Origin of the sequence: Bacillus cereus (genome assembly GCF_002567495.1) — a bacterium.
GTDB lineage: Bacteria > Bacillota > Bacilli > Bacillales > Bacillaceae_G > Bacillus_A > Bacillus_A cereus_AQ.
The window spans coordinates 1-681 of the sequence record NZ_NVAP01000125.1 but is presented as its reverse complement, the minus strand read 5'-3'; the positions used below and the strand labels follow the sequence as shown (position 1 = coordinate 681).

Here is a 681-nt window from a genome sequence, read left to right as displayed (position 1 = left end):
AAAATAACTCTTTTTATTTTTATAATTTGCCTGTTCGTTTTTCAAAAGTAAATGTGATAGGAAGATTGGAATGAGAACTATCACTTTTAAATGTTACTTTCCATTCTTTAGTATGGGCTTTAATTTCAAAATTAAGAAGATTCATCGCTCTACGTTTATCTATTTCTAAAAACATATTATGAATTTCTGGTTCTTGCTGTAAATTAAGAGCCTTTAGTGTGACTGTAAATGTGAAAAAATTCTGCCCTTCATATACTATCCTTGATATTTTTGTTTTTGGTGTATTTAACAGTACATAAAAACGGTCTGATTGAGTTAATTGTACAGAGTCATCAGTAATTTCATTCTCGTTAGTTTGAAGTTCAACTAAGAAAGATGTACTATGGGAAGAATCTGTTTTGCTTGTAATATGTAATTCAGTAGGAATCATGGGTATTTCATAAAACTCATTTTTTATTATGGTATTGTAGTCTTCTGAAAATTTACGAACTTCTTTGGGAAAAGAGTCCTCTTCTTGTGTACTTAAAAAAGTTTTATGTTGTTTTGGAAATTTTTTATTAAACTTTAATGTTTCTTTAAAGTAATAATTGGATCCAGTCAAAAATAAACAACTACAAATTAATAAAAAAATTCGATACGGATTTTGAAAGTGAAAGAACAATAGTATACATGTAATAATTC

1 protein-coding gene is annotated in these 681 nt (G+C 27.0%); it reads right to left on the bottom strand.

What is annotated here, in order from left to right:
* Positions 1-19 precede the first annotated feature (19 nt).
* On the bottom strand, positions 20-681 hold a 662-nt coding region (locus tag COK05_RS31190; RefSeq protein ID WP_141539329.1), incomplete at its 5' end, for a hypothetical protein.